Annotated in this window: 16 protein-coding genes; 2 read left to right on the forward strand and 14 right to left on the reverse strand. The window is 40.1% G+C overall.

Annotation, left to right across the window (positions count from 1 at the left end):
* Positions 1-14: 14 nt before the first annotated feature.
* The 4 genes from AC3CH7_RS10385 to mce all read right to left on the reverse strand — a co-directional run bounded on the left by AC3CH7_RS10385 (position 15) and on the right by mce (position 4,316).
* Positions 15-1,130, reverse strand: a complete 1,116-nt coding sequence (locus AC3CH7_RS10385; RefSeq protein ID WP_012295032.1) for a M20/M25/M40 family metallo-hydrolase — start codon at positions 1,128-1,130, stop codon at positions 15-17.
* 137 nt (positions 1,131-1,267) lie between these two features.
* The gene (locus AC3CH7_RS10390; RefSeq protein WP_012295033.1) at positions 1,268-2,221 is read right to left on the reverse strand and encodes a hypothetical protein; all 954 of its coding nucleotides are present in this window, start codon (positions 2,219-2,221) and stop codon (positions 1,268-1,270) included.
* Between the two features lie 128 nt (positions 2,222-2,349).
* Positions 2,350-3,897 carry an acyl-CoA carboxylase subunit beta gene (locus tag AC3CH7_RS10395; protein ID WP_012295034.1) on the reverse strand — a complete coding sequence of 516 codons (1,548 nt, stop codon included), beginning with the start codon at positions 3,895-3,897 and terminating at the stop codon, positions 2,350-2,352.
* Between the two features lie 5 nt (positions 3,898-3,902).
* Positions 3,903-4,316, reverse strand: coding sequence for a methylmalonyl-CoA epimerase (gene mce / locus AC3CH7_RS10400; RefSeq protein WP_012295035.1), 414 nt, complete (start codon positions 4,314-4,316; stop codon positions 3,903-3,905).
* Between the two features lie 125 nt (positions 4,317-4,441).
* Here mce and prli42 point away from each other — a divergent pair, with 125 nt between their 5' ends.
* Positions 4,442-4,537 carry a stressosome-associated protein Prli42 gene (prli42, locus tag AC3CH7_RS10405; protein ID WP_150907189.1) on the forward strand — a complete coding sequence of 32 codons (96 nt, stop codon included), beginning with the start codon at positions 4,442-4,444 and terminating at the stop codon, positions 4,535-4,537.
* A gap of 21 nt (positions 4,538-4,558) precedes the next feature.
* On the opposite strand, the gene AC3CH7_RS10410 is transcribed toward prli42, so the two are convergent.
* The 10 genes from AC3CH7_RS10410 to AC3CH7_RS10455 form a co-directional block, all read right to left on the reverse strand.
* Positions 4,559-5,536: an aromatic acid exporter family protein gene (locus tag AC3CH7_RS10410; RefSeq protein WP_036162052.1), complete on the reverse strand. Its 978-nt coding sequence runs from the start codon at positions 5,534-5,536 to the stop codon at positions 4,559-4,561.
* A gap of 191 nt (positions 5,537-5,727) precedes the next feature.
* Positions 5,728-6,168 (reverse strand): BrxA/BrxB family bacilliredoxin, encoded by a 441-nt coding sequence (locus tag AC3CH7_RS10415; RefSeq protein ID WP_031417430.1) that lies wholly within the window; start codon positions 6,166-6,168, stop codon positions 5,728-5,730.
* 165 nt (positions 6,169-6,333) lie between these two features.
* The gene (gene meaB, locus AC3CH7_RS10420) at positions 6,334-7,419 is read right to left on the reverse strand and encodes a methylmalonyl Co-A mutase-associated GTPase MeaB (protein ID WP_012295038.1); all 1,086 of its coding nucleotides are present in this window, start codon (positions 7,417-7,419) and stop codon (positions 6,334-6,336) included.
* Positions 7,419-9,572, reverse strand: coding sequence for a methylmalonyl-CoA mutase (scpA, locus tag AC3CH7_RS10425; protein WP_012295039.1), 2,154 nt, complete (start codon positions 9,570-9,572; stop codon positions 7,419-7,421). Before scpA ends, meaB begins: the two co-directional genes overlap by 1 nt.
* The gene (locus AC3CH7_RS10430) at positions 9,569-11,272 is read right to left on the reverse strand and encodes a methylmalonyl-CoA mutase family protein (protein WP_012295040.1); all 1,704 of its coding nucleotides are present in this window, start codon (positions 11,270-11,272) and stop codon (positions 9,569-9,571) included. Before AC3CH7_RS10430 ends, scpA begins: the two co-directional genes overlap by 4 nt.
* Positions 11,273-11,393: 121 nt before the next feature.
* The gene (locus AC3CH7_RS10435; RefSeq protein ID WP_036164099.1) at positions 11,394-12,737 is read right to left on the reverse strand and encodes a dihydrolipoamide acetyltransferase family protein; all 1,344 of its coding nucleotides are present in this window, start codon (positions 12,735-12,737) and stop codon (positions 11,394-11,396) included.
* A gap of 167 nt (positions 12,738-12,904) precedes the next feature.
* Positions 12,905-13,888 carry an alpha-ketoacid dehydrogenase subunit beta gene (locus tag AC3CH7_RS10440; RefSeq protein ID WP_012295042.1) on the reverse strand — a complete coding sequence of 328 codons (984 nt, stop codon included), beginning with the start codon at positions 13,886-13,888 and terminating at the stop codon, positions 12,905-12,907.
* The gene (locus AC3CH7_RS10445) at positions 13,888-14,904 is read right to left on the reverse strand and encodes a thiamine pyrophosphate-dependent dehydrogenase E1 component subunit alpha (RefSeq protein ID WP_012295043.1); all 1,017 of its coding nucleotides are present in this window, start codon (positions 14,902-14,904) and stop codon (positions 13,888-13,890) included. The genes AC3CH7_RS10440 and AC3CH7_RS10445 overlap by 1 nt, the downstream gene beginning before the upstream one ends.
* Before the next feature lie 87 nt (positions 14,905-14,991).
* Positions 14,992-16,419: a dihydrolipoyl dehydrogenase gene (gene lpdA / locus AC3CH7_RS10450; protein WP_012295044.1), complete on the reverse strand. Its 1,428-nt coding sequence runs from the start codon at positions 16,417-16,419 to the stop codon at positions 14,992-14,994.
* Between the two features lie 190 nt (positions 16,420-16,609).
* Positions 16,610-17,704: a Leu/Phe/Val dehydrogenase gene (locus AC3CH7_RS10455; RefSeq protein WP_031417423.1), complete on the reverse strand. Its 1,095-nt coding sequence runs from the start codon at positions 17,702-17,704 to the stop codon at positions 16,610-16,612.
* 382 nt (positions 17,705-18,086) lie between these two features.
* Between AC3CH7_RS10455 and AC3CH7_RS10460 the strand changes: the two genes are divergently transcribed.
* Positions 18,087-18,323: a DUF2627 family protein gene (locus AC3CH7_RS10460; protein WP_008179922.1), complete on the forward strand. Its 237-nt coding sequence runs from the start codon at positions 18,087-18,089 to the stop codon at positions 18,321-18,323.
* Positions 18,324-18,369 lie beyond the last annotated feature (46 nt).

The following is an 18,369-nucleotide window of genomic DNA, read 5'->3' on the forward strand; positions in this document are numbered from 1 at the left end:
TCAAATTCAACTCATTATTTTTTGGCAGATTCTTTAACAATCTCAACTAGTAAATCTGCTAATTTCTCTAATTCTTCAACGGGAATTTTTTCATTTGTCGTATGAATATCCTCATACCCTACAGATAGATTAACGGTTGGGATACCAAAGCCTGCAATTACATTTGCGTCGGACCCTCCACCTGAAATTCCTAATGTAGGTGTACGATCTATTTGACGTGCAGCAGCCATTGCCACTTGAACGACTTTGTCTGACTCGGTTACACGGAAACCTGGATACATAAGCTTCACTTCAACTTCAGCTCGTGCCCCTAATGATGCAGATACTTGTTCAAATGTTTCTTGCATATGCTTTGTTTGAGCATCTAATTTAGTTTTATCAATCGAACGCGCTTCAGCTAGAATCGTAACTTCATCGCAAACAATGTTTGTCGCCTGTCCACCCTCAAATCGTCCAATATTGGCTGTTGTTTCTTCATCTAATCGACCTAGCTTCATTTGTGCAATACATTTTGACGCGACTGTAATAGCTGAAATTCCTTTTTCTGGCGCAACCCCAGCATGCGCAGTTTTACCGATAATCTTTGCGAAAATTTTAGCTTGGAACGGAGCTGCTGTGACGATACCTCCAACTTTACCATCACTATCCACAGCAAAGCCATATTTTGCTTTAATCATAGATGGGTCTAATTCTTTGGCACCAACAAGACCGCTTTCTTCACCAGCTGTAATAATAAACTCAATATCCCCGTGCTCAATATTTTGCTCTTTTAAGCGTTTGACCATTTCTAGTAATGCTGCTAGTCCAGCCTTATCGTCCGCACCTAAAATCGTTGTACCATCAGATACAATATAACCATCTTCACGTAATGATGGCTTTATGCCTTTACCAGGAACAACCGTATCCATATGAGAGGTAAAATAGATTGGCTCAACATCTAATGTGCCTTTTAAAGTGGCAATAATATTGCCTGCACCATGTCCGTTACGTGTATGTGCGTCATCTTGGACTACTGTAAATCCAAGTGCTGATAACTTATCGACTAATATTGGTGCAATTTCTTGTTCATATTTTGTTTCTGAATCAATCTGAACGAGCTCAAAAAACTCTTCCACTAAACGACTTGTCATGTTGTAAAACTCCCTTAGTTTACGTGTTTTTCCACGTTATAGTATAGGTATTATTTTAGCACAACGTCAGAAGAGTTGAAATCATTCCACAACACTACCCACATAAAAAAGTCTGAGACATTCATCTCAGACTCAGCTTAAGCATTCAAAATCGCTCCTTGCTCTTGTTCAATTGTTTGTAGATAGTTCGATGCTTTATGATGTTTATCCTGTAAACGCCAAATTGTATTATGTACATCATCTTGGATACGTGACACCTGTTCTCTTGCGGTTGAAATTTTGGAATGGACCGACCAAGCTGAAAAAAGATCATCGAAGAAGTAATCAGCAAATTTAACAAAACCATCTGTTTCGATCTGTAGTGTCTTGGTAGACATCACATGAACATCTAATAACTCATTATGAAAACGCTGTAACGCTATTTGGGCACTATGTATATAATTTTCTGAGTGATTAAGCGCATCATGTTTTAAGTGTGTTGCAATAATTCCACCGCCAAAAAATGTATCCCACGTCGAATATCCGTTAGCCGAATGGAGGGAAGCAGCTGCTTGCCCCAACTTTGTCAGAGCCACCTCCCCCGCCTCCTCTGCTTCTTGAATTTCAGCAATCAGTTGCTTTGTGAGTAATTTTTCCTCAGCTAAATGCTCCAATCTCTGTGCTTGTATAGAATCATGCCTTTGTAAATAGCCCTTCTTTTTAGCGTGTATCTTCTGAAGCTCATCCTGTAATGCTATTTCATCAATCTGAGCTAATTTCTGGGTTACATGAAACTTATCTTCGCTTAAATCCATCTGCATTTTCTTCGCTTCTTTAATTTTTAATTCAAGCACGGCCGCTTTATCAATTTTCTCAGCCCGTAATTCATCTTGTTGCCCCGTCCAAGTCCGAATCATATTCATAAATGAGAAACCCTCTAATTTATGGAGCTTTGACCGAATTTGATCGAGTGCCCTAGAATGTTTATTGATTTCCTGTTGTGTATAGTCAATCTGCTTGTCAATTAACAGTCCTTGCTCGTTTAGCCTTGCCGATTTTCTTAGTTGTGTATGAATCTTTTCCTGCTCTTTTTGTAATTGCTTCCATTCCATTCATATCAACTCCTTATATATCAGTACGGTTGAAAAAGAAAAATGTTTCAACTTTCATTGATTATCTGGCATACCAATTTTTGAAAAGTAAAAGCCTAGTAACTATATAGCTACTAGGCTTGGACATTTTATAATGGAATATTACCATGTTTTTTCTCAGGACGCGTTTCCTGTTTAGTAGATAACATATCAAGTCCTTGAATCAGTTTGATACGTGTATCTCTTGGATCAATAACATCGTCTACCATACCGCGAGATGCTGCAACATATGGATTGGCAAATTTTTCTTTATATTCTTCAATTTTTGCGGCACGTGTTGCTTCTGGATCATCTGATTTCGCAATTTCACGGGCAAAAATGATGTTTGCAGCTCCGGCAGCTCCCATAACTGCAATTTCAGCATTTGGCCAAGCAAATACAAGGTCCGCACCGATTGATTTAGAATTCAGGGCCACGTAAGCGCCTCCATAAGCTTTACGTAAAATCACTGTAATCTTTGGTACAGTTGCTTCTGAATAAGCATAAAGAATTTTCGCACCATGACGAATGATTCCGCCATGTTCTTGTTTAACACCTGGGAAGAAACCAGATACGTCTTCAAATGTAATGATTGGAATATTGTAAGCATCGCAAGTACGGATAAAACGAGCCGCTTTATCGGAAGAATCAATATCTAATCCTCCAGCAAGTACTTTTGGTTGGTTACAAACAAGGCCAACTGACTCACCAGCAATACGTGCAAAGCCAACGACAACGTTTTTCGCAAATTCTGCATGAACTTCCATGAATGAACCTTCATCCACTACTTGCTCAACGACTTTACGTACATCGTAAGGACGTGTTGTTTCAATTGGCACTGTATCCACGATTTCTGGACGGTAGTCATCTCCCTCTGGTCGAGCTTGACGAGGTGCTTTTTCTTTATTGTTTTGTGGTAAATAGCTTAATAGTTTTTTTATTTCTTGAATTGCCTCTTCTTCAGATGGTGCACGGAAATGGGCATTTCCACTTACTGCATTATTTACTTTCGAACCACCTAAATCTTCAGCAGAGATTTTTTCGCCTGTCACTGTTTCTATTACTTTAGGTCCTGTTATAAACATTTGAGATGTTTTGTCTACCATTAAGATAAAGTCTGTAATTGCAGGAGAGTATACTGCTCCTCCAGCACATGGCCCCATAATCACTGAGATTTGCGGAATAACGCCTGAGTAAATCGCATTACGGTAGAAAATATGACCATAGCCATCTAGTGAAAGAACACCCTCTTGGATACGGGCGCCACCTGAATCGTTAATACCGATAAATGGTGTGCCATTTTTTGCAGCGAGATCCATAACTGTTGCCATTTTTTTTGCATGCATTTCACCTAGTGCTCCACCAAACACTGTAAAGTCTTGAGAGAATAAGTATACTGGACGCCCGTTAATTTTACCGAACCCAGTTACAACACCATCCCCAGGGCCTTCCATTTTCTCCATTCCGAAGTCTACTGTACGGTGAGTAATAAATGGGTTAATTTCAAAAAATGTACCTTCGTCTAGTAATAAATCAATACGTTCACGAGCTGTTAATTTCCCTTTTTCATGCTGTTTTTCGATGCGCTCATAGCCACCACCAAGTTCAATTACCGTCTTACGATCATACAAGTCATTGATTTTGTCGAACATATCCATATTAATCACTTATCCCCTTTTCCACTTTTATCACATAATTCATATAACACCCCGAAAGAAGATTTAGGATGCATGAACGCAACCTCTGCACCTCCAGCACCAGGTCCTGGCTCTTCCGATAAAAGACGTACACCTTTTTCACGAAGCTCAACCATACGCTCACGAATTCCTGTCACACCAAAAGCAATATGGTGAATACCTTCTCCACGTTTTTCAATAAATCCATGAATGGCACTTTTTTCACTCATTGGTTCTAATAGCTCCAATTTCACGTTGCCTGCGTCGATAAAGGCAACTCGAACTTGTTGTGAGTCTACTTCTTCCACTTTTAACAACTTTAAACCTAAAGTTTCTGTATAATATGTAATGCGTTCATCAAGATCGCGCACCGCAATCCCAATATGGTCTACTTTCTCCATGGTGACATCTCCTTCTGTTATGGTACATACTCTATTTTACAGACTTTTTTGTCAAAACTCTACTACTTGAGAAATTTTTCAGATTTGATAAACTATTTATAAGAAAAGAAGGAGCGAACGAGCATATGAGTAATAAAAAGTTTCAAAAAATCGTTGTTTATACTATGGTCGCAATCATGCTAATTTCATCTCTAGCATTTGGCTTATCGATGCTAGTTTAAGGCAAGACCATAGCGTCCACACTACTGTGGGCGCTCTTTTTTTACCTTTAAACCCTTAAATGATTGCTTTATTTCTAAATACCTGTCCATTTCCTCGATAAACTGATAGAGTGCGGCTTGTGCGATGAATTGCTCATGATTTTGCGGTAATGGTAGCTGCGAGAAATCATGTTTCACCTGCTCTAGCTTTTCACGATAGTGACTTGCTGTATTTCCAGAATGAATATGTCCTCCGAGGTCTTGTAAAAAATCTGCCACAATTTCAGCCTCTTGTACTATAACAGGTAATGTTGTAATTTTTGGCAACACTCTTTCGATTATTTCTAGTTGCCTTTCTCGCATATCGAAATACATATAGTAATCATTTTTACGTCTCGTAAAATGGTTTTCAACATCTTTAAATGCTAAGGACTTTGCATCATTTAAAGTTCGAATAGCTTCAATGATCTCATGCCCATCCCATAACGTATCCCCTTGCCGTAAATAGCTAGCAATTTCTAAAAATATCTTGCTGTATAGTTCCTCAATTTTAACTCTATAGTAATTTAATTCCTTTTGAATATCTGGCATATACATATTAATGGCTATACCGGTTCCATAGCCAATAGCCATTAACGCCAATTCATTATAAACAAGCGCCATCGAAAAACTTTTAGCGGCGTAAATGTGCATAATAATAACGACACTAGAAATAAATCCGTCTGCAACTCTCAAGGACACAATCGTTGGAATAAAAAGTAGTAACATACCCGCAAGTGTAAGTGGCTGATAGGAAAAAAGCTCAAAGCTCATAAAGGCAAACACCATGGCCACTATACTAGCAACCAATCGAGTGTAGGCTGCGTGAATGGATTTTTTCTTTGTTGGCTGTACACATAATATCGTTAGAATACCAGCAGAGGCATACGAGGCTAAATGAAAATATTGAGCAATGGCAATAGCAAGTGCTGCACCAATTGCTGTTTTTAAAGTTCGATAGCCGATTGAAAACTTCTTCAGGTCGACTGCCTCCTATCTTTTAGTACTCTTCAGTAAATACCACTAATTATTTAGCCAATATTACAAAAATTTTAATGGTAGTGCTGAACTATCTGTACATGATAATAAGTAGGAAGCCTACATAGATTAACTAACATTCTATGAGGCTTTTCTACTTAGTTATAAAGGATTGTTCTTATGCAAGAATTGTCTTAAAGCTCGTCACAATACTCTTCAAAGTTTGCTTGTAAGTTTGTTACAACTGACATCGGGTCATGTCCTTCAATTTCATAACGCCCGACTTCAGCCACTACTTGTCCATCTTTTAATAAAACAAATGATGGTGAAGAAGGTAGGTGATCTTCCCCAAAATGATAACGTGCCGCTGCAGTCGCTTCTTTATCTTGCCCTGCAAATACTGTTACTAAGTGATCCGGGCGTTTATCGTAATGTACACATTGCGCTGCCGCTGGACGAGCAATACCACCCGCACAACCGCACACTGAGTTCACCATAACTAATGTTGTACCTGGGCGAGCAAATGCCTCTTCAACAGCCTCTGGTGTTTTTAGCTGTTCGTAACCAGCCGTTTCAATTTCAGCACGAGCTGTTTTTAAAATTTCCTGCATAAATAAATCGTAATCCATATTCATATAGCGATAGCTCCTTTCAAATCGCGTCAATTCAGCTTTTATAGTAGGTATTTGACGCACATACATCTCTTATCATAGCAGTTTGCAACGAATTTGTGCACCCACTTGCTCATACAAGTCAGTTGAATTTTCTAAGCTTTTAAAGAAACTAGTTTACTTCTCTACCTATTCCTCGCTAAATAAACGATCTACACCTTGTGTAACCGTTAGTTGGCCACTTAAGATTTGACGTTCCAGTAGCTGTACCTGTGCTTTACGTTGTGGATTCCCATAAAACATATCTATTAAATGATCAGTAATCATGGATTGGAACCACTCTTTTGTTTGTTTTTGACGTCGAGTAGCCCAATAATGATTTGTTTCAACAATTTGTTTGAATTCCTTTATGGTTCCCCAAACCTTATCGAGACCCCGTTTTTCCAGTGAACTAACGGGCATTGCAGTAGACATCCAGCCTGGTGTTGCCGGCTGTAAAAAATGTAGAATCTGTTTATATTCTGCGACAGTTTTTTTGGCAAGTCGCACATTATCACCATCTGCCTTATGCACAACAATGGCATCTGCTAATTCCATAATGCCCTTTTTCATGCCCTGCAATTCATCCCCGGCCCCAGTTAAAACTAAAAGCAAGAAGAAATCTACCATGCCTCGGACATAGGTTTCGCTTTGTCCCACACCAACTGTTTCAATGAGAATGACATCATAGCCAGCCGCTTCACAAACTAACATCGTTTCACGTGTTTTTTTGTGAACACCCCCAAGGGTACCAGCCGATGGTGAAGGGCGTACAAAAGCAGTCGGCTTCTTGACGAGCTCTTCCATACGCGTTTTATCTCCTAAAATACTGCCTCCGGATAAAGAGGAGCTTGGATCAATCGCAAGAACTGCTACTCGTTTTCCCATGTCACAAAGCATTGTTCCGAAAGCCTCAATGAACGAGCTCTTCCCTGCTCCTGGAACACCCGTAATGCCGATTCGAATACTCTTTCCTGTATGTGGTAGAAGTTCCTGCAAAAGCTCTTGAGCTTGAACTTTATGAGTGGCATTCGAGCTTTCAATGAGGGTAATTGCTTTTGACAAATGTGTGCGAGAGCCTGCACGTACTTGTTGTGCAAGCTCTCGAATATTAACAGTGTCGGCTTTTTTCTTTCGGAATTTTTTAGGTGTACCATATTGCATACCGTCGTGAGTCGCCTCGACTCCGTCCATCACAAACAGCGCACTTTCTTCCATTCCTTTGTTGTTGTCCATTATTCAGACACTTCCTCATAGCCTAAACGTTTGTAAATTTCCTCAATGATTTTCTGTGCGGATACAGGAATCACGGTACCCGGTCCAAAGATAGCTACTGCTCCAGCATTGTAAAGGAAATCATAGTCTTGTGCAGGTATAACACCACCCACAATGATGATAATATCTTCACGCCCTAACTTTTCTAACTCCGTAATCAATTCGGGCACTAATGTTTTATGACCTGCTGCTAACGAAGAGACACCGATGACATGTACATCATTTTCAACGGCCATTTGCGCTGCCTCAGCAGGCGTCATAAATAACGGAGAAATATCTACATCAAAGCCTAAATCGGCATAGCCTGTTGCGACGACCTTGGCTCCACGGTCATGTCCATCTTGTCCCATTTTAGCGACTAAAATACGCGGACGGCGGCCTTCGTTTTCAAGGAATTCTTCTGTCATTTGTTTCACTTCTGAAATTTGCTCCTCATCAGAGAAGTTGGCAGAGTATACACCCGAAATAGAACGAATTACGGCTTTGTGTCGTCCAGAAACCGCTTCAATTGCATCTGAGATTTCACCTAAAGAGGCACGTGCACGAGCCGCATCAACCGCTACAGCTAGTAAGTTTTCCTCGCCATCTTGTGCGGCTTTTGTCAAACGAGCTAAATGTTTTTGAACCTCAGCTTCATCACGTGCTGCTTTCATCGCTTCTAAACGTTCAATTTGCTTTTGTCGAACAATGGTATTATCAATATCTAGAATGTCAATTGGCTCTTCCTTCGTCAGGCGATATTTATTTACACCGACAATCGTCTCTGTCTTGGAGTCAATTTTCGCTTGACGTTTAGCAGCAGCTTCTTCGACTTTCATTTTAGGAAGACCTGTTTCAATTGCTTTCGCCATCCCTCCAAGTGCCTCAATCTCTTCGATTAATGCCCATGCAGATTTGGTAATTTCTTCTGTCAATTTCTCCACGTAGTATGATCCACCCCATGGATCAATTACTTTTGTCATTGCTGTTTCCTCTTGTAAAAATAACTGCGTATTACGTGCAATACGTGCGGAGAAATCCGTTGGAAGTGCAATGGCTTCATCCAATGCATTCGTATGCAGTGATTGTGTATGTCCCATTGATGATGCATTTGCTTCAATTAACGTACGTGCTACATTATTAAACGGATCTTGCTCTGTTAATGACCACCCAGATGTTTGCGAATGGGTACGTAAAGCTAAAGTTTTCGGATTTTTTGGATTAAACGTTGACATCATCTGTGCCCAAATACGGCGTGCCGCGCGCATTTTAGCAACTTCCATATAATAGTTCATGCCAATAGCCCAGAAGAACGATAGACGTGGTGCAAATGCATCGATATCAATGCCTGCTTTCAGTCCTGTACGAACATATTCCAAACCATCTGCTAACGTGTAGGCAAGTTCTATGTCATTCGTTGCCCCCGCTTCTTGAATATGATAACCAGAAATCGAAATAGAGTTAAATTTCGGCATATACTTCGCTGTATATTCAAAAATATCTGCAATGATTTTCATCGACATAGCTGGTGGGTAAATGTATGTATTACGCACCATATATTCTTTTAAAATATCGTTTTGAATCGTCCCTGCTAATTTTTCTGGCGTTACTCCTTGTTCCTCTGCTGCCACTATATAAAATGCAAGAACTGGTAGCACTGCGCCATTCATCGTCATAGAAACAGACATTTGATCTAAAGGGATTTGATCGAATAGAATTTTCATATCCTCGACAGAGTCAATAGCAACACCCGCTTTCCCCACATCTCCTGTAACACGTGGATGATCAGAGTCATAGCCTCTATGAGTTGCTAGGTCAAACGCTACAGATAAACCCTTTTGTCCCATTGCCAGATTTCGCTTGTAAAAGGCATTGGACTCTTCAGCTGTTGAGAAGCCAGCATATTGACGAACTGTCCATGGGCGAGCCACATACATGGTAGGGTATGGTCCACGTGTATTTGGTGCGATACCTGCTACATCATTTAAATGTTTAGCATCCTTGATATCTTCTTTTGTATAAATATCTTTAATTTCAATTCCTTCATTTGTCATAAACTTATCATCAGACGCTTGAGGCGCATTAGCTGATAAAACTTTTTCTATTTCAATTGCATTAAAATTTGGCTTACTCATCGTTGGACCTCCTTCATGCTCGCAAACACTGACTGTAATTTTTCAATGATGTTCTGTCCTGCGAAAATAAAACCGTTTAAGCCATTTGCTAACCAAGCTTCTTCTTCGTCTTTAAATTTCCCAGCTACATCCACAAGTACATCCGCTGGCTTGTCTGCTAAAATGGCATGGACAAATTCTTTTGTATCTTCGTCATTACCTGCAATGACAACATATTTAGCCTCTGTTGCCTTTAACCAAGCAATTGCCTCTTCAACAGTCGTCGCTGGTTCACTTTTTTCAGGAACAAGACCAACCGTATTTAAGAATCCAGCAATAAAATCTGCTCTTGGCTTGGAGCTTTTTAAAGTACCTAATGTTAAAATGCCTGTTTTCACATCGGCTGCCGTCATTTCAGCACGCAGCTTTTCGAATGGAATAGCACTTCGTTTAATGCTAGCAAATAACGGATTTGTTTCACATTCAAATGCGTCTGCTGGATTAGCATAAATATTTGTTCCAATTAATGATTGCTTACGTGTTTGTGCAGCGTGAATACGAGATTGATACGATTTCTCTACTTCTTCAGCGAGCTTGCCAGATGCTGTGTATTCATCAATGCCTCCAGCTGCCTCGATTTCTAAGAATAATGCCCATGCTTCTTTGACAAAATCTGCCGTTAACGACTCGATAAAGTAAGAGCCACCTGCAGGATCTATAACTTTTAAGACATTTGTTTCTTCTTTTAAAATCAATGACACGTTACGAGCAATACGTACTGACTGTTCTGTAGGCTTTGTTAATACATCATGTGGATGAACTGTAAAGAGATCAGCACCGCCTATTAAGCCAGAAAGCGCTTCATTGGAGGATCGTAATAAATTCACGTAGACATCCAATTTAGAGAAGCTTCTTAATGATGTTTCAGCAACTGTTGGTATTTTTACATTTTGTGTAACTCCATAGGCAGATGAGAACGCTTTCCAAAGTACTTTAAAAGCACGGAGTTTTGCAATCTCTGTAAAGAATTGTGTATCAACTGCAAAGGATACAAAAAATTTCTTGGAGAATGCCTCGAAGCTTTCTTCCTGTTCTACCCATTTTGCTGCTAATGCAAGTGCATAGGCTAATTCTTGAATGGCGTTGGCACCTTCATTATGATAAATAACTGTGTTAGCGCCGACTGAGCGCACGCTCGGAAATGCATGTAAAGAGATGGGTTGGGTCGAAACGATGAATCCTTTCACAGCTTCTCGTTGATCCAAAGCAATTTTGTCAAACACTGTTAATAATGGGTCTTTTGTATCTTTAATAGTAATTTTAAATGAATATTCTGAGAAATATGATGCTAATTTGACCAATACGTCTTCTGTCCAATCAAAATTAACACGACTGTCAATTGTAATAATTTCATTACCCCTAGCTAAACTGTCATCAAGCTGTGCAAAAAATGCTTCACTCGTATCTGCATGAACTTGCTGAGCTACTTGGAATGCTTGACTATTTTGTAGAGAACGGATTGTGGCAACTTGTCGATCGAGCTCATCACCAAGCTTAGCTACTAAACTTTCTTGTGTGTAAATGGGCTGTAGTGTAACACCCTCATTTGTTTTCGTGAATAGAGACTCAAATGGTTTCCCCTTTAAAGCTTTGATTGCTGCATCTTGCCAGTCAGAATAGGCCGGCTTTTCAAATTCAATATTTTTCATGTTGTTTGACATGCGGACGCTTAATCAGCTTCCCCCCTTAGTAGTTTCTATTTGTTATTCTACATGACAAATTGCGACTCGGAAAGCATAAAAAAAATCGGAAACCCTTATACAGCAGGTTTCCGACAAGTCATCAGTAGACTGACGTCGAAGATTTATTTGTATTTTCGAGTATTTCTTTTACTCTATTTAGGAATTTACCACATACTAGTCCATCCAACACACGATGATCTAATGATAAACATAAATTCACAATATCACGAGCGGCGAACATTCCACCTGGTAAAATGACCGGTTTTTTTACAATACTTTCCACTTGGAGAATGGCAGCTTGTGGATAATTAATGATACCCATTGATTGAATAGAGCCAAATGCTCCCGTATTATTAACGGTAAATGTACCACCTTTAATATCATCCATGGCTAATTTTCCAGTTCGAACTTTGTTAGCAAGCTCATGAATTTCTTTAGCAATTCCTTTAATGGATTTTTCATCCGCGTGTTTTATAACAGGTACGAATAGTGCATCATCCGTCGCTACTGCAATCGAAATATTGATGTCATGCTTTTGAATAATTTTATCCTCAGCCCACATAGAATTCATCATTGGGAATTCCTTCAAGGCCTGAGCCACTGCTTTTACAAAGAAGGCGAAATATGTAAGATTAAAGCCTTCCTTTTGCTTAAATTCACCTTTTAGGCTATCTCGATAAGCAACTAAATCTGTTACATCCACTTCCATCATCATCCAAGCATGTGGAGCTTCATGGACGCTTCTTACCATGTTATTAGCAATGGCACGACGGACCTTTGTCACTGGGATTTCAATGTCCCCAGGCTGTATAGGTGGTACTGGTGCTGCAGGCTTTTCTGCAAGCTGTGCTGGTGCAGGAGCTGGTTGTTCAGTTGTTGTTTGAATCGCTGCTGGCGTTGGTGCCGCAGTAGTTGCTGTTGGAATATTGCCCGTTTCTATAAGTTTTAACAAATCTTTTCTTGTAATGCGACCACCCTCGCCCGTTCCTGTAACTTGATCAAGGGCAATATCATGCTCCTGTGCAAGTCGTAGAACAGCAGGTGAATAGCGTACTTTGTCCTTACGCGCTTCTTTTGGAGCGACTGAAGAAGGAGTAGAAACGGGTTGTGATGCTTCTTGTTTCTTTTGAACACCTGCATTTAAAATGGCTGTGCTTACTGCCGATTTTTTTTCAGGTGGTGGTGGTGGTAACTCACTATCCCCTGCAATTTCAATCGAGCATACGACTGCGCCCACTGGTAATGTTTGACCTTCTTGTGCAATTAACTCCGTAATAACCCCTTCAAACGACGATGGAATTTCTGCATTTACTTTATCTGTCACAACTTCTGCTAAAGAATCATATTTCTTTACTGTATCGCCAGGCTTTACAAGCCATTTTTCAATTGTACCTTCTGTTACACTTTCGCCGAGCTGTGGCATAGTAATATTTTGAACCGCCATCATTTATTCCTCCCATCAATTAAGCCTAGGCGTCATTGTACCTGATGCAGCGCTATATTAGTAAACGTAGATAGGCAAATAGACAGATTTTGACTTTCAAACGGCTAAGTCAAAATCTGTTCTTCCGTCTGAGGCTTTCATTTTTTCAATCAGCCTTGCTTGGTATGTTAAAATGCCGCAAGTTCTCGCATCGCACGTTCCACTTTATCAGGATTAATCATAAAATATTTCTCCATGGTTGGTGCATATGGCATTGCTGGCACATCGGGTCCTGCTAGACGTTGAATCGGTGCATCAAGCTCAAATAAACAATGCTCCGCAATAATGGCAGCAACTTCACTCATGATACTGCCTTCTTTATTATCCTCCGTAACAAGTAATACTTTCCCTGTTTTAGTCGCCGCCTCGATAATTGCTTCCTTATCAAGGGGATAGACTGTGCGTAGGTCAAGTATATGCGCAGAAATACCATCTGCAGCAAGACGTTCTGCAGCTTGTAGCGCAAAGTGGACAGCTAACCCATAGGTAATAACCGTCACATCATCCCCTTCACGCTTCACATCTGCCTTGCCGATTGGTAATGTATAATCGTCTAGAGGCACCTCACCCTTAATTAATCGATAAGCACGCTTATGTTCAAAGAATAATACAGGATCTTCATCACGAATAGCTGCTTTTAGCAATCCTTTAGCATCATATGGTGTTGATGGGATAACTATTTTCAACCCAGGTGTACCCGCAAAAAGGGCTTCAACAGATTGAGAATGGTAAAGAGCCCCGTGAATTCCTCCACCAAAAGGTGCACGGATTACCATTGGACAAGTCCAATCATTGTTAGAACGGTAACGGATTTTGGCTGCCTCAGAGACGATTTGGTTGACAGCTGGCATAATGAAATCAGCAAATTGCATTTCTGCGATTGGACGCATACCATACATTGCTGCCCCAATACCGACCCCTGCAATAGCACTTTCTGCAAGTGGCGTATCTAGTACACGGTATTCGCCGAATTGATCATACAGACCAGTAGTTGCTTTAAATACACCACCCTTACGGCCAACGTCTTCCCCTAAAATGAAAACTCGTTCATCACGTTCCATTTCTTCTTTCATTGCTAATGTAATCGCATCAATATAAGACATAACTGCCATTACACGTCACCTCCGTCCACTGGTGCATAAACATATTTCATGGCATCCTCTGGTTGTGCATATGGAGCCGCTTCTGCATAATCAGTAGCTTCATTTACTTCTGCCATAACACGTTCTTCGATTTCTGTACGTACTTTTTCAGTCATGACGCCTGCATCAGTCAGATACTTTTCAAATAACACAATCGGATCTTTTGCCTTTCCTTCTGCAATATCTTCAGCCGTACGGTATTGACGATCATCGTCGTCCGAGGAATGGGCTGTTAAACGATATGTGACTGTTTCGATTAAGCTTGGGCCCTCTCCATTACGTGCACGATCGGCTGCTTCTTTCACCACTTTGTAAACTTGTAATGGGCATTTTCCATCAACTGTCACACCTGGCATACCATACCCAATCCCACGATCAGAAACCTTCGCACAGCCTAACTGACGTTCTACTGGTACAGAGATGGCATATTGATTGTTTTCCACCATAATAATAACTGGCAATTTATGAACACCTGCGAAGTTGGCCCCTTCATGGAAATCCCCTTGGTTAGAGGAACCTTCACCAAGTGTCACAAAAGAAACAAAATCCTCATTTTGTAGTCGTCCAGCAAGTGCAACGCCAACTGCATGTGGCACCTGCGTAGTAACAGGTGAAGATCCTGTTAAAATACGGTTTTTCTTTTGACCGAAATGGCCAGGCATTTGACGTCCACCAGAGTTTGGATCTTCCGCTTTTGCAAATGCAGATAGCATCAACTCTCTTGGTGTCATACCAAAGTGTAAAACAACCCCCATATCACGATAATATGGCGCAATATAATCTTTATCTTTATTTAACGCAAAGGCCGCCCCTACTTGTGCTGCCTCCTGACCTTGACAAGAAATTACAAACGGAATTTTACCAGAACGGTTTAATAACCACATACGCTCATCTAATCTTCTGGCCATTAACATTGTTTCGAACATAGCAAGTACATCTTCATTTGACAAACCTAAATCTTCATGTTTGATTTGAACATCTTGCATACGAACACCCCTTTCGTATTATAGAGAAATAACTATCTTATCCTATATCCCCACATTTGGATATGTTAGTTATGAAATTCAGAAAATTTAAAAATGGATAGCACGACCATCAACTGCTAAAGCAGATTCCACTAATACCTCGTTTAATGAAGGATGTGGATGAATTGCCTGACTAATTTCCCATGGTGTTGCATCCAACAATTTAGCTAAAGATGCCTCTCCAATTAAATCTGTCACGTGCGGCCCTACCATATGAATACCCAAAATATCATCTGTTTCTTCATCAGCAATTATTTTTACAAAACCTTCTGCTTCCCCATTTACCAATGCCTTACCAATTGCCTTGAAAGGGAATTTACCGATTTTTAATGAAAAGCCTCGCTCTTTGGCAGCACTTTCGGTTAAGCCAATGCTAGCAACCTCTGGATATGAATAAACACATTTCGGTACCTTCAGATCATCGATATGCTCTGCTTTACCTGTCGCTATATGCTCGATTGCTGACAGTCCTTCATGAGAAGCCACATGCGCTAACTGTAAGCCACCAATCACATCACCTATGGCATACATATGTGATTCCTTCGTTTGATAAGAATCATTCACTTTAATGAAGCCATTTTCCACTTCGATTTCTGTATTTTCCAAGCCAATGTCTTGCGTGTTGGCTTCACGACCAACACAAAGTAAAAGTTTATCTGCCTCAAAGATTTCTTCCTGCTCATTCACTTTCGCAGAAATGAAAACGTTATCATTTTCTATTTTGAATGTATCTGCATCTAAACGGGCATTTGTGACAATGCGAACTCCCCTCTTTTCAAGCTGCTTTGTTACTTCTTTGACGATATCAGCATCCTCTGCAGGTAAGATAGTTGGTCCGTATTCTAGAACTGTTACATATACGCCAAAATCGCAAAGCATAGATGCCCACTCAATTCCAATGACACCACCGCCAACGATTAACAATGATTTTGGTAAATTGTCAAGCTCCAACGCATGATCTGAATTCATCACATATTGGCCATCAACTGTTAATCCTGCCATACCTCTTGGCTTTGAGCCAGTTGCAATGACAACATTCGTCGGTACAAGCATTTCATTTTCTTGCCCATTGGACATTTCTACGGAAATAGTTCCTGGCATAGGAGAGAAAATAGAGGGACCTAAAATTCGTCCTGTACCATGATAAACATCTATTTTGCCTTTTTTCATCAGTGTATTCACACCTTGGCTTAATTGCTCAACGATCGCTTGCTTCCTAGCTTGCACTTTGTCAAATTGCAGTGTCACACCTTCAATGTCAACACCATACTCACTAGCCGTTTTATTAGCCATTCGATATACTTCTGCACTTCGAAGTAAAGCTTTACTTGGGATACAGCCTTTGTGCAAGCATGTTCCACCTAAACGATCCCGCTCTACAATAGCTGTTTTCAAGCCTAGTTGCGCAGCGCGGATGGCCGCCACATAACCGCCTGTACCTCCACCTAAAATGACAACATCATAATTTTGAGCCATGTTTATTCCCCCTTTTGAGAAAAGTGCTAAAGTATTCTATCTATTAAACCATTACCCTACCAATTAGCTTGCGGTCTATTTTTGCTTAAGAAGAACAGAACTTTAGCTTTACTGCAACGGTGCTCTTATTTGTTGGTAAAATTAGAAGAAGTCGACAATGCGACTTCTCCAAATTTTCAAACCTTGTATATTAGCGACCGTGTAAAATATTTTTTTCATTTTTTAAGAATTGGCTGCGAGATTTCGCCACACGCGCAATGCGTTCTTCAGCTAAACGATTCGCTGCCACATATGTTGGAATGCCATCTCGTTTTGAAATAGCAAAGATCTTTTCAATACTATCATATATACCGTCAACGCGTTTCAGAGCACGTTCACGATTATAACCATATAATTCATCCGCAACGTTAATAACGCCACCAGCATTAATGACATAGTCTGGTGCATAGACAATACCTAATTCATGTAGGAAATCACCATGACGTGAATCTTTTAACTGATTATTAGCAGACCCAGCAATTACTTTTGCTTTTAATTGTGGAATTGTTTCATCATTTAATATAGCACCTAAAGCACAAGGAGAGAAAATATCAACTTCTTGCGCGTAGATTTCATCTGGAGCTACTGCAATTGCGTCAAAGTCATTCACAACTCTATCAATTGCTGCCTGATTGATATCTGTTACAACAAGTTTTGCCCCTTCATTATGTAAATACTCGCAAAGCTTGTAGGCTACATTTCCTAGACCTTGTACAGAAATTTTTAATCCCTCTAATGATTCTGAACCGAATGCTTCTTTTGCAGCCGCTTTCATACCGCGGTAAACACCATACGCCGTTACTGGAGATGGGTTCCCTGATGAACCGAATGCAGGTGAGATTCCTGTTACATAATCTGTTTCCTCATGGATTAAATCCATATCTGTAACTGTTGTACCTACGTCTTCTGCCGTGATATAACGACCATTTAAGCCTTGGATGAAACGACCTAATGCACGGAACATTTCTTCGTTTTTATCTTTAAATGGGTCACCGATAATGACCGTTTTTCCACCGCCAAGGTTTAAACCAGCTGCCGCATTTTTGTAGGTCATACCTCGTGCTAAACGCAATGCGTCTTCAACTGCATTTTCCTCTGATGCATATGTCCACATACGTGCCCCGCCTAATGCTGGTCCAAGTGTTGTATCATGGATAGCGATAACCGCTTTTAACCCTGATGCTTCATCTTGGCAAAATACCAATTGTTCATAATCATACTTTTCCATATACTTGAAGATTTCCATGAAACTCGCCCCTTTGCTTTGGAAAGTGCATCCCCAAATGCCCGTCCCAATCAAGTTTTATCTAACAATCTTACCACTTGTTGTCCTCGCCTCAGCTATAATACTGAGCCCCATTTTTCAGTAGGTGTTTAGACCCTAGGATAAAAATTGTTTAGTAATGGATAATATTGCTCCACTTATTTTTACAATACTGACAAATTCACAATTTCGCAACTATTATTACATATTCTTGTTTAAGTAAGAATTTTCTAAACATTCAGTAACAAAAACTACTATATGCTCCGTCTAGTTTTGACGAACAATTATTATATTGATTACTAGCCTTTCTTGACATTCCCCCATCCACAGGTACAATTAATCATAGGAATAAGGAGGGGTATATATGGCCCGTTTAGCTGCATTTATTGTAATGCTTATTCCAGGTCTTATGGCTGCAGGCGGCATTAAATTTATGCGTGATACATTATTTGGGAAGCTTCTTTCGCCTTTCCCATTTTTATGGCTACAATTTGTAGTAGGTGTTATATTCTTTGTTATAGGCTTTGGCTTTTTCGCAGGATTTTTACTACATCGTGACCGCAAAAATGGAAAAGTAGCACCTCGCTTCCAAAAAAAATAAAAATAGCTATCCAAATAAGTCACATGGACTTACTGGATAGCTATTT

The organism is Lysinibacillus sp. F12 (genome assembly GCF_057773605.1).

What these genes read in the sequence shown, in the direction of transcription:
- lpdA (WP_012295044.1), bottom strand. Translation starts at nt 16,419, where the DNA reads ATGGCTCAAAATTATGATGTTGTCATTTTAGGTGGAGGTACAGGCGGT.
- prli42 (WP_150907189.1), top strand. Translation starts at nt 4,442, where the DNA reads ATGAGTAATAAAAAGTTTCAAAAAATCGTTGTTTATACTATGGTCGCA.
- meaB (WP_012295038.1), bottom strand. Translation starts at nt 7,419, where the DNA reads ATGGACAACAACAAAGGAATGGAAGAAAGTGCGCTGTTTGTGATGGAC.
- AC3CH7_RS10445 (WP_012295043.1), bottom strand. Translation starts at nt 14,904, where the DNA reads ATGCAAGATGTTCAAATCAAACATGAAGATTTAGGTTTGTCAAATGAA.
- scpA (WP_012295039.1), bottom strand. Translation starts at nt 9,572, where the DNA reads ATGAGTAAGCCAAATTTTAATGCAATTGAAATAGAAAAAGTTTTATCA.
- AC3CH7_RS10385 (WP_012295032.1), bottom strand. Translation starts at nt 1,130, where the DNA reads ATGACAAGTCGTTTAGTGGAAGAGTTTTTTGAGCTCGTTCAGATTGAT.
- AC3CH7_RS10415 (WP_031417430.1), bottom strand. Translation starts at nt 6,168, where the DNA reads ATGAATATGGATTACGATTTATTTATGCAGGAAATTTTAAAAACAGCT.
- AC3CH7_RS10430 (WP_012295040.1), bottom strand. Translation starts at nt 11,272, where the DNA reads ATGTCAAACAACATGAAAAATATTGAATTTGAAAAGCCGGCCTATTCT.
- AC3CH7_RS10460 (WP_008179922.1), top strand. Translation starts at nt 18,087, where the DNA reads ATGGCCCGTTTAGCTGCATTTATTGTAATGCTTATTCCAGGTCTTATG.
- AC3CH7_RS10435 (WP_036164099.1), bottom strand. Translation starts at nt 12,737, where the DNA reads ATGGCGGTTCAAAATATTACTATGCCACAGCTCGGCGAAAGTGTAACA.
- AC3CH7_RS10440 (WP_012295042.1), bottom strand. Translation starts at nt 13,888, where the DNA reads ATGGCAGTTATGTCTTATATTGATGCGATTACATTAGCAATGAAAGAA.
- AC3CH7_RS10390 (WP_012295033.1), bottom strand. Translation starts at nt 2,221, where the DNA reads ATGGAATGGAAGCAATTACAAAAAGAGCAGGAAAAGATTCATACACAA.
- mce (WP_012295035.1), bottom strand. Translation starts at nt 4,316, where the DNA reads ATGGAGAAAGTAGACCATATTGGGATTGCGGTGCGCGATCTTGATGAA.
- AC3CH7_RS10455 (WP_031417423.1), bottom strand. Translation starts at nt 17,704, where the DNA reads ATGGAAATCTTCAAGTATATGGAAAAGTATGATTATGAACAATTGGTA.
- AC3CH7_RS10395 (WP_012295034.1), bottom strand. Translation starts at nt 3,897, where the DNA reads ATGGATATGTTCGACAAAATCAATGACTTGTATGATCGTAAGACGGTA.